The organism is Streptomyces sp. NPDC015532, from assembly GCF_043078065.1.
In the GTDB taxonomy this organism is placed as follows: Bacteria; Actinomycetota; Actinomycetes; order Streptomycetales; family Streptomycetaceae; genus Streptomyces.
In genome coordinates this window covers 871736-881502 of record NZ_JBIBSY010000002.1, presented here as the reverse complement: position 1 = coordinate 881502, position 9767 = coordinate 871736, and the positions used below count along the sequence as shown (strand labels likewise).

The following is a 9767-nucleotide window of genomic DNA, read 5'->3' as shown; positions in this document are numbered from 1 at the left end:
CCCGGGTCCCGCTCACTCCCCACCCCCCCCCCCCCCCCCGGGGTCGGTCCGGCGGCCCCCCCCCTCCACGTTGTTCCGGGGGGGGGGGGGGGGGGCCCCCCCGGCCGGGGGGGGGCCCCCCACGTGCCGGGCCAGTGAAAGGGACAGCGGTGTCTGGCGGGTGTCCGCCCAGGGCTCGGAGAGCCCCACCATGCCCGGGAACACCTGCCGCGAGGACTCCACCAGCGACACCAGCGCGATGGGCACACCGATCACACCGGCCACGAGCCGGGCGAACCGGTCCATTCCCGCGTCCGCCGCAGCCGACAGCCCGGTCTCCCGCAAAGCCGCCAGCCGTCCCCCGGCCGCGACCTCAGACGGCTCTCCCGCCGTTGCCACAGTTCGCTCCCGAGCTTTCTCGCAGACACCAAGACGTTGGACCGACGGCAACGATGGATCTCCCACTCCGGATACGTGCCCTCCCCTCGGCCGGGAAGGGCAACCGTCGCCAGGACCTGTCCAGTATCGCCGTTCGGGAAGCGGGGCGGAGGCGGACTCCGTGACTGGTCCGGGCCTGTCCGTCTCCCGGAACGGTCTTCGTACGACGACGCCGACCGGGCCGGGAGCGAGGCCGAGGGCCGGCGGAGAACGGCGCGGGGAACAGGGAGGAGGGGGATCGATGTCCGCCGTACGGGTCAGCCTTCGGAGCCGGATCCGGCTGGGGGAGGCGTCACCGGCCGACGGCGTCGCACGGCGCCCACGAGGAGGTCGGCGGCCAGGAAGGCGGCGAGGGGTACGCCGAAGAGGGGAAGCGCCCAGCCGAGCGCGACGACGGCCACGACACCGGCCGCCAGGGCCCCGTACGGAATTCCGCGCCAGGTGCCGCGGGCCGGCGGGGTGCCGAACAGGGCACGGTGGCCGTCGCGGACGGGACGGCGCTGCCACCCCATGCGGTAGCCCCAGACGATCATGCAGGTCAGACCGATGGCCAGCACCGCCAGCAGGATCTGGTTGACGAGGCCGAACAGAGTGCCCATATGGGCGTTGACGCCCCACCGCGTCAGCTTGGCCAGGACGGGCCAGTCGGCGAAGTCCACCCGGTCGACCACCTTGTCGCCGGTGGCGTCGACGGCGACGCTGTCGCGTCCGACCGGCCACAGATTGCGGGTCTGCGACACGGTCCACGCCGTGGTGCCGTCCTGTGGCACGCCGATGGCCACGGGACCCGACAGACCGTCGCGCCGCGCCGCGGCGAGAACCCCGTCGATGGCCTTCGGGTCCACAGCCCGCGTGGTGTGCGAGCCTGTCCCGCCGCCGTGGTGGTGGCCGCCCTGCTCGTCGGCGGACGCGCCGGGCAGCGAGGTGGACACACCGGGCGTGCCGGAACGCAGCGCGTCCAGGGCCTCACCGAAGTGGGCGCCCGCGAAACGGGACCAGGTCAGGCCGGTCGCGGAGAGGGCCAGCAGACCGACGGCGAGCCACACACCCGTCGCCGCGTGGCGGCTGCGGGTGCGGCGTACGCCCTTCTTGGCGGCGAGGTCGGGCAGCAGCAGGCGTCGAGCGGTGCGGTTGCGGCGCTGTCGGCGCCACCAGAGGATCAGCCCGCCGAGGACGAGGACCCACAGCCAACTCGCCGCGATCTCCGAGTAGTAACGGCCGGCCGTGCCCAGGTGCAGGTTGCGGTGCAGGTCGTCCAGCCAGGTCTTCAGGGGTGTGGATCCGTACCAGGTGGTCAGCTGTCCGGTGACCTTCCCCGTGTACGGGTCGACGTAGACGGTGTGTGCCCGCTCGCCCAGTTCGGGCAGCGCGAAGTCCACCTGCGTCGTCTCCTCCCCGGCTCCCGGGCGGACGGCGACGAGCGTGCCCTTCGGGTGACGGGCCCGGGCCGCGTCCACCTGTTCGGCCAGGGGCCGGGAGGTGCCGGCCGAGTGCGCGACGGTGAGTTCCTTGTCGTAGACGAACGAGTCCAGTTGCGGGGTGAACGTGTAGAGCAGACCGGTCACCGCCGCGACGAGCAGGAAAGGCGCCACCAGAACTCCGGCGTAGAAATGCAGTCGCGCCATCAACGGCCCGAAGCCCGAAGGCTGTCGCGCCGGCCTGGATGCCATGGTCGCGGTGTCCGCGCTCTCGGGTATGTCGGTGACCTCCTCGCTCGGTGCGGGCAGGTCGGGGGCATCGGAGTTGACGGACAAAATCCCACCTCGTTCTGTGTCGACCACGCGGGACGCCGCTCCTCGGTCCGGGGCGGCGGGCGCCCGGCAGACGACCGAGCCGCGGCGTCCCTCCAGCGGCCTGTCGTGGCCGTGTGGTGAAGCAGTCGGACGGGTGAGCCCTCCAGTTCCCGTGACGGTCCAGAAGGTGCGCGAGAAAGATCCGCGCGAGCGGGACGCGGTCAGCGCGGTCCCGCCGTCACGCTTCACGATCAGCCGTTTCCTCGGCGTCACATTGTCCTGATATGGGTTTATTGCCCCGGAGGCGGGGGACGAGAAGGGCAGTGCTTCGGATAAAAGGCACGTCCGTGAGAGAGCGCGCTCCGGTACACGGCTGTGTCTTGAACTCGTGTGCGTCCCCACGGTGTTTCTGTCCGGTCAGCGGCCCTTGAGGGAGCTGTCAGCACATGACCCGCACTGCGACACAGCGTCGTCGGCACGACGACGCCCCCGAAACCGACGCGGCCTTCTCGCACCTCTCGGGGCTCCCCGACGGACCCGAGCGGCAGGCCCTGCGCGAGGAGATCGTCGAAGCCTGGATGCCGATGGCGGAGCGTATCGCCGGCAAGTACCGCGGCAGGGGCGAATCCGTCGAGGACCTGACCCAGGTCGCCGCTCTGGGCCTGGTGAAGTCCGTGGACCGGTACGACCCCGGGCGGGGCAACGCCTTCGAGAGCTACGCGGTCCCGACCATCGTCGGTGAGATCAAACGTCACTTCCGCGATCACATGTGGGCCGTGCACGTACCCCGCCGTGTCCAGGAGGCGCGCAACAGGGTCCGCGGGGCCGTGAAGGACCTGGCGCCGACGAACTCGGACCGGCAGCCCGGCGTCGCCGAGATAGCCGAGTACGCGCAGCTGAGCGAGGACGACGTACGCGCCGGCCTGGAGGCCCTGGACAGCTTCGCGACCCTGTCGCTGGACGCCCGGCTCACCGACGGCGCCGACGGATACTCCCTCGCGGACGCGCTGGGGGAACCCGACACCGGGTTCGACCTCGTCGTGGACCGCGAGGCCCTGAAGCCCGCCCTGGCCAGGCTGCCCGAGCGTGAGCGGACGATTCTCTATCTGCGGTTCTTCCGTGACATGACACAGAGCGGTATCGCCGAGCGGCTGGGCGTCTCGCAGATGCACGTCTCGCGCCTGCTCAGCAGTTGCTGCACCTCCCTGCGCGAGGAAGTGCTCGCGGACGCGTCCGGGGCCGGAGACTCCCCCCGCCCGTGAACCGCCGCCCACGGGCACCGCGGAGGGTCGTGATCCGAGACGGCAGCCCTCAGTCCGCAGGCCAGGCGCCCACGGCCTGCCGGTAGGCCACGTGCCCGCCCAGCGCGCCGGTGATGCCGACCGCCACCAGCCCGCCCAGCGACCACAACCTTCCCCTCCCCGTGTGGTGGCGGAGCCGTGCCGTCAGGGACGCGGCGAAGAGGGCCACCGTGGCCACGTTCGCGACGGCGTGGGTCAGTCCGACGCGCGCCTGCTCGGGCGGCAGGTCCGCCCAGTCGACCCACCCGGTGATCGCCGCCGGGGCGATCCCGGCCAGGCCTACGGCCGTCAGCGTCGTCGCGGCGCGCCGCCCCGCCGGCATGACGTCCATGACGGCGGCCGACAGCCAGCAGCCGATCGGGACCTGCACCAGGACCGGGTGCACGGGATGGCCCAGTGGCCTGCCGTGCAGCAGATCGCGGGCCGCGCCCAGCGGCAGCGAGCGGATTCCGCGCTGAAGCTTCTGGATCACGGGGTCCGCCGCCTCCGACCGCTCGATGCGGGCCAGTCCGGCCAGCCATCGGGCCGAGACGCCTTCCGACGCCAAAATCGTCCGACTGTCCAGGGAAGTATCCGGGTCGTATGCGTTCATACCGAACGACTACCCGGCGCGAGGGCACTCTCCCACCCGCCGCTCGTGTGGCCTGGTGGTGTTTTCGAGTGGTGCTGCGGTCGGGAAGGGCCGGCAGGCCGGTGGTGCGCCGCGGCGGCGACGCACCTCCGGCTCCACGCGCTCATGCCGAGGTCCGTCAGCAGGAGAGGTTGGCTCCCGGCGTGACGCCGAGGATCGATGTGAAGCGCTGGTAGGCGTCGACGCGGCTCTGCACCTGTGCGGGGTTCCTGCCGTCACACTCCAGCGAGCCGTTGATGCTGCGGATGGTCTGGCCGAAGCCGGCGCTGTTGACCATCGCGTTGTGGGGCGTCATGGTGCCGGGGCCCGACTGCGTGTTCCAGTACCAGAGGCCGGTCTTCCAGGCGACGGCCGCGTCCGTCTGGACGAGGTTGGGGTTGCCCAGCAGGTCGATGCCGAGCGCGTCACCCGCGGCCTTGTAGTTGAAATTCCAGCTGAGCTGGATCGGCCCGCGTCCGTAGTACGCCGACTGACCGGCCGGGCACCCGTAGGGCTGGCTCCAGTCGCAGTAGTGCGAGTAGTTGGCGGTGTTCTGCTCCACCACGTAGACCAGACCGCCGGTCTCGTGGTTCACGTTGGCGAGGAACGCCGCGGCTTCCTGCTTCCTGACGGTGTCGCTGCCGCTGTTGGCGAAGCCGGGGAACGAACTCAGGGCGGCCTTGAGGCCGTTGTAGGTGTAGAAGGAATTCCGGCTCGGGAACATCTGGTTGAACTGCGCCTCGCTCACGACGAATCCGTCGGAGGGGTTGGTCGAGCCGCCGTCACAGGAGTACGGCTCCCAGAACCAGGTGCTGATGACCGGGTCGTACCCCGGGTTGTCGTGCTCCGCTATGTAGGCCCTGCCGTCGGTGTACCGGACGATGTTGCCGGTGACGTAGGACCTGCCGGCGACCCAGTCCGGGTAGCTCGAACAGGACCCGCCGGACGGGTTCGTCGGGCCGCTGTCGCAGGCGTAGGGGTCCCAGTACCAGGTGCTGATGGTGGGGTCGTAGCCAGGGTTGTCGTGTTCGGCGATGTAGGTCTTGCCGTCGGTGTACCGGACGATGCTGCCGGTGGCGTAGGACGTGCCGGCGGCCCAACTCGGGTAACTCGCGCAGGAGGCGGCGGAGGCGCTCGTGGCCGGCAGCAGCAGCGGTGCGGTGGTTCCGATCAGGAGCGCGGCCAGGACGGCGGGCATGCGGCGTTGTGACACGGGATCAGTCCTTCGTGGGGCGAGGCCGCGACGCGGACAGGGCGGAGCCATGGGCGCACGCCGACGAGAGCCGACGCCGCGCGGTCCGGGGCGACCGTGGTGGGGGGTGTGGAGCCACACTCAACCGCTTTGGTCTGTACCAGTCAAGGTATGGACCAATGGGCCCGGCTCGATTGGCGAAAAAGTGCCGTGCGACCGGCGGTCGCATCAACTGCCCTGAGGGCCGGGGCGGTTGGCGGTGTGCCGGTGGTGCGACCGGTCACCGGGTGGCGAGATTCCCGAACCGCGCCAGACAGTGCCAGACCTTCTTGAGATCCTGAAGCTCGTACCGGCCCGAGCGGGCGGCGTCTCCGACGATCCGGGGAGTGAGCCGGGCGTCGACGGCGATCTCGGTCCCCAGGTCGACATACTCCTGGCCGCGATAGTGCGGATGGCGTCGCAGCTCGGTCACGTCGAGCCGGAAGCCGGGATGCCATTCGAGGGGGCACGGCAGGCGCCGCGCCGCGTCGTGCACCTCGGTCCCGCGATAGCTGGGGTCCAGCACCAGGACTTCCACGTCACGGTCGAATCGCACGGGCCCGTGGATCTGCGCCTCGATGTGGCCGTCCAGGGCGTCCGTGTCCGCCGCCTCGGCGAGGCCGACGAGTGAACACCGGTCGGCGACACCGAAGTCGGACGGCTCCGCGGAACTGTCGGGGTAACAGAACGTGGCGCGCGTGAGGGCCGCCGAGGTGAGCCTGAAGTGGGCGGAGCCGAAACGCGGGGCGCCGCCGGTGGGGTCGCGCCGGTAGTTCAACGCGCCGTAGACGGGGCGCTGTTCAGGGGTGGCGTAGTCGTAGGCGCCGCCGAAGATGCGGCTCTCCCGGCGCCACCGGTCCCCGCCCGGGTGGGCGGTCAGTCCACCGTTGCTCGTACCCGTCGTGAACTGCGACCGGTAGATACCGTCGTCGGCCATCTGGACGAGAATGCGTCGGTTCCCCGCGGTCCGATCCGGGTGGAAGTGCATCGTCACCCGCAGGTCGGACGGGAGGGGAAGTCCCCCGGAGGAAGCGGCGACATGGCGGATCGCCCTCTCCTGAAGGGGAACGGCGTTGTCGGCGACCATGCGGGGAGTCTGCACGGGCCCCGGTCGTCACCGCACGCCGATTTCCCCGGCCGGGGCAGGGCCGACCCGACCGCTGTTGACGCTCAGGCGCTCGGGCGGAGCCGGGTGGGCTGTGTGGTGAAGGCGCGTTCCAGGAGGGTGTAGAGGGTGTCCCGCTCGTCCTCGCTGAGCCTGTTCAGGCCGGCGCGCGTGGTGTCCATCTTCGCGCGGATCACGTCGATGACGCGTTCGCCCTCGGCGGTCAGCACGACGTTCTTGACGCGCCGGTCGGTGGGGCTGGGCTCGCGTTGTACCAGACCGCGCTTCTCCAGCCGGTCGATGATCCCCGTCATGTTGGAGGCGTCGCAGGTCAGGATGGTGGCGAGGGCGCGCATCGCGGCAGGACCCCGGCGCAGCACGTTGAGTGTCTTGCCCTGGCTGGCGGTGAGGTTCTCGCTGGCCGCGGCCACCGTGAAGTCCCCGTAGTAGGCCCCGAGCGACACCGACAGGAGCTCCATGAGCTGGTCCGTGTCCACACCGCTGGTTCCTGTCATGTGGGTCACCTTACGCCAGGAAGTTTGACCATCTCAAATATTGACGGCTACGGTCAGCTATTGCTTGAAGTTCTCAAGCATCGAGGTTGTTAAGTAGTTAGGGCAGACTTTCCGTGTCTCACACACAGCAAGCGGCGCCGTCGAGGTTCTCCGGGCACACCGGGATCGTCCTGGTGCTCGGGCTCGCCGCCATGGTCGTCTCGATGATGCAGACCCTGGTCGTCCCGATCCTGGGGATGATCCAGAGCGACCTGCACGCCAGTACGGCGAGTGTCAGCTGGGTGACCACCGCCACGCTGCTGTCCGCCGCCGTGTTCACCCCGCTCCTCGGGCGCTTCGGTGACCAGCACGGCAAGAAGCCCACGCTCGTCGGCGTGCTGGTCGTGATGATCGCCGGTTCGGTGCTCGCCGCCACGACGACCTCGCTGACCTGGCTGATCGTCGGGCGGGTGATGCAGGGGGCGGCCACCGCGATCTTCCCGCTCGCCCTCTCCGTGCTGCGTGAGGAGATCGCGCCGGAGAAGCTGCACGGAGCGATGGCCCTGGTCAGCGGCACCCTCGCGTTCGGCAGCGGACTCGCTCTCGTCGGCGCGGGCCTCCTCACCCAGGGTTCCCACCCCGACTACCACCGGCCCTTCTGGCTGGCGGTCGTCCTCGCCGTCGTGGCGCTGGTGGGCGTGCTGTTCGCCGTGCCCGCCTCCCGGACGAAGACGGGCGGGCGGACGGACTGGCTGGGCGCGCTGACCCTCGGCATGCTGCTGGTGCTCCTCCTGCTGCCCATCTCGCAGGGGCACGAGTGGGGCTGGACGTCCGGCCGTACGCTCGGCACCTTCGCGGCGGCGGTCGTCATGGCGGGTGTGTGGGTCTTCACCGAGAACCGGGTCAAGGAACCGATGGTGGACATGAAGATGTTCGTCCACCGGCCCGTTCTCTTCACCAACCTGGCGGGGCTGCTGCTGGGGTTCGCGATGTTCACCCAGTTCATCGGCGTCTCGTACCTCGTGCAGATGCCCGATGAGCTGGTCGGCTATGGCTTCGGCGCCTCGGTGCTCGCCGCGTCCGTCGTCTATCTGCTGCCGACCACGCTCGTCTCCCTGGTGGGCGCCCAGTTCGGCGGGGTGCTGGTGCGCAGGCTCGGCGCACGCGTCACGCTGGCCGCCGGGGCCTGCTTCGGAGTGCTCGGCTTCACCTGGCTGACCGCCGCGCACGACACCAGTGCCTCGGTCATCGGCGCGGGCATGCTCATCGGTCTGGCGATCAGCTTCGGTTACGCCTCCATGCCCGCCCTCATCGTCGCCGGCGTCCCGGCCCATCAGACCGGTATCGCCAACGGCATCAACTCCATCTCCCGCTCCGTCGGCAGCGCCGTCGCGAGCGCGGTGATCACCTCGCTCCTGGCGTCGAAGTCCGTACCGCTGCCGGCCGGTATGCCCGCCCTCCCCCAGGAGAGCCAGTTCACGCTGAGCTTCGCCATCGCCGGAGGCGCGTTCGTCCTGGTCGTCGTCGTCGCGCTCCTCGGCCTCAAGGCGGCACACGCGCCGCGCACAACCGTGGTGCGTGAGGCCGTCACCCCCGAGACCGCGGAGCTCGCGCCGGCCGGGGCCGGGGCCACGTCCGCGTGATCGGCCCCTCGCCGCTCAACACCAAGCGCACATCGGCCGGTTCGGGCACGGTCACGACCGTGCCGGCAGCCGCCCGGCGGACCCGTACCTCCCCTCGTGGAAAGGCACCCCAGCGATGATCTCCTCGGACAGCCGTGAACCGGGGGCGACTCCGGTCGACCACCCTGCCGCGATCGCGGCCGAGACCGCCCGATTCGTCGCGGCGCTCAAGAACGCCGATCCGGCCACCGAGGTGCCGAGTTGCCCCGGCTGGACGCTGGCGGACCTGGTCCGGCACGCCGGCAGTGTGCAGCGGTGGTTCTCGGCTCTCCTGCTCGCCCGCGTACAGGAGCCCCCGCGAACTCGCGACGTGGACCTGCGACTTCCCGACCGGTGGGACGGCTACGCCGACTGGCTCGCCGAGAGCGCGACGGTGGCCGCGGATGCCTTCGCGGCCACCGGCCCCGACCTCCCCATGTGGGCATGGGGCGTGGACCAGCACGCCCGCTTCTGGGCGCGCCGGATGCTCTTCGAGACCCTGATGCACCGGGTCGACGCCGAACTGGCGCTCGGCCTGCCGCCCACGATCGACCGCCCGTACGCGGTCGACGGCATCGACGAGTTCCTCGTCAATCTGCCGTTCGCCGCCTCCTTCGCACCCGCGGTCGCCCACCTGCGCGGTCCCGACAGGACCATCCGCTTCCGGGCGACCGACGGGGACGGCGACTGGCTCGTGCGCCTGCGGTCCGACGGCTTCGGGCTCGACGTGTCCGGGGCGGCGGCCGGATCCGCCGACGCGACGGTCCGGGGAACCGCGGCCGACCTGCTGCTTCTCGTCTACGGCCGCCTCCCCCATGAAGCGCAGGTCATCACATGCGACGGGGACGAGGGCCTGTTGACCCTCTGGTTCGACAACTCGGCCTTCTGAAGGGCCGGTTGGGGTGTTCGGCTGGTGGAACCGGCTCCTGCGGCGGGTGAAAACGGCTCCGGGCGCGGAAGCGAGCCGCCCGTTTCGGGGCGGTCCGTACAACCAAAACCTTGACCGTCATGTCGTACATGCCAGGGAACCGAGAGCCCCAACCACAAGGGGGAACCATGCGTACGAGACGATCCATGGCGGTGCTGGCCGCCCTGACGATGGCCGGGGTGGGTGCGGTCGTGGGGGGGGGCGCGCCCGCCGGCCCGGGCCCCCCCGCCGGCGGGGGGGGGGGCCGCGGCGGGCGGCCGCCCGCAGACCCCCGCGGCGGCCCCCCC

At 70.8% G+C, this 9767-nt stretch carries 8 protein-coding genes; 3 read left to right on the top strand and 5 right to left on the bottom strand.

The annotated features are described in order from the left end of the window. Positions 1 to 674 precede the first annotated feature (674 nt). The gene (locus tag ACF07B_RS10590; protein WP_392178606.1) at positions 675 to 2171 is read right to left on the bottom strand and encodes a PepSY-associated TM helix domain-containing protein; all 1497 of its coding nucleotides are present in this window, start codon (positions 2169 to 2171) and stop codon (positions 675 to 677) included. 425 nt (positions 2172 to 2596) lie between these two features. On the opposite strand from ACF07B_RS10590, the gene ACF07B_RS10585 reads away from it, so the two are divergent. Beyond that, positions 2597 to 3412, top strand: a complete 816-nt coding sequence (locus ACF07B_RS10585; protein ID WP_392178605.1) for an RNA polymerase sigma factor SigF — start codon at positions 2597 to 2599, stop codon at positions 3410 to 3412. A gap of 49 nt (positions 3413 to 3461) precedes the next feature. Here the strand turns inward: ACF07B_RS10585 and ACF07B_RS10580 are convergent, their stop codons facing one another. The 4 genes from ACF07B_RS10580 to ACF07B_RS10565 form a co-directional block, all read right to left on the bottom strand. After that, on the bottom strand, positions 3462 to 4043 hold the full coding sequence (locus ACF07B_RS10580) for a DUF2231 domain-containing protein (protein ID WP_392178604.1): 582 nt from the start codon (positions 4041 to 4043) through the stop codon (positions 3462 to 3464). A gap of 157 nt (positions 4044 to 4200) precedes the next feature. Next, positions 4201 to 5274 (bottom strand): glycoside hydrolase family 19 protein, encoded by a 1074-nt coding sequence (locus tag ACF07B_RS10575; RefSeq protein ID WP_392178603.1) that lies wholly within the window; start codon positions 5272 to 5274, stop codon positions 4201 to 4203. A 259-nt stretch (positions 5275 to 5533) separates the two neighbouring features. Then, positions 5534 to 6379: a DUF3626 domain-containing protein gene (locus ACF07B_RS10570; RefSeq protein ID WP_392178602.1), complete on the bottom strand. Its 846-nt coding sequence runs from the start codon at positions 6377 to 6379 to the stop codon at positions 5534 to 5536. Between the two features lie 83 nt (positions 6380 to 6462). Next, complete coding sequence (locus tag ACF07B_RS10565; RefSeq protein WP_384235910.1) at positions 6463 to 6912, bottom strand: MarR family winged helix-turn-helix transcriptional regulator; 450 nt, start codon at positions 6910 to 6912, stop codon at positions 6463 to 6465. 113 nt (positions 6913 to 7025) lie between these two features. Here ACF07B_RS10565 and ACF07B_RS10560 point away from each other — a divergent pair, with 113 nt between their 5' ends. After that, positions 7026 to 8534, top strand: a complete 1509-nt coding sequence (locus tag ACF07B_RS10560) for an MFS transporter (protein WP_392178601.1) — start codon at positions 7026 to 7028, stop codon at positions 8532 to 8534. A gap of 115 nt (positions 8535 to 8649) precedes the next feature. After that, the gene (locus tag ACF07B_RS10555; RefSeq protein WP_392178600.1) at positions 8650 to 9441 is read left to right on the top strand and encodes a maleylpyruvate isomerase family mycothiol-dependent enzyme; all 792 of its coding nucleotides are present in this window, start codon (positions 8650 to 8652) and stop codon (positions 9439 to 9441) included. Positions 9442 to 9767 lie beyond the last annotated feature (326 nt).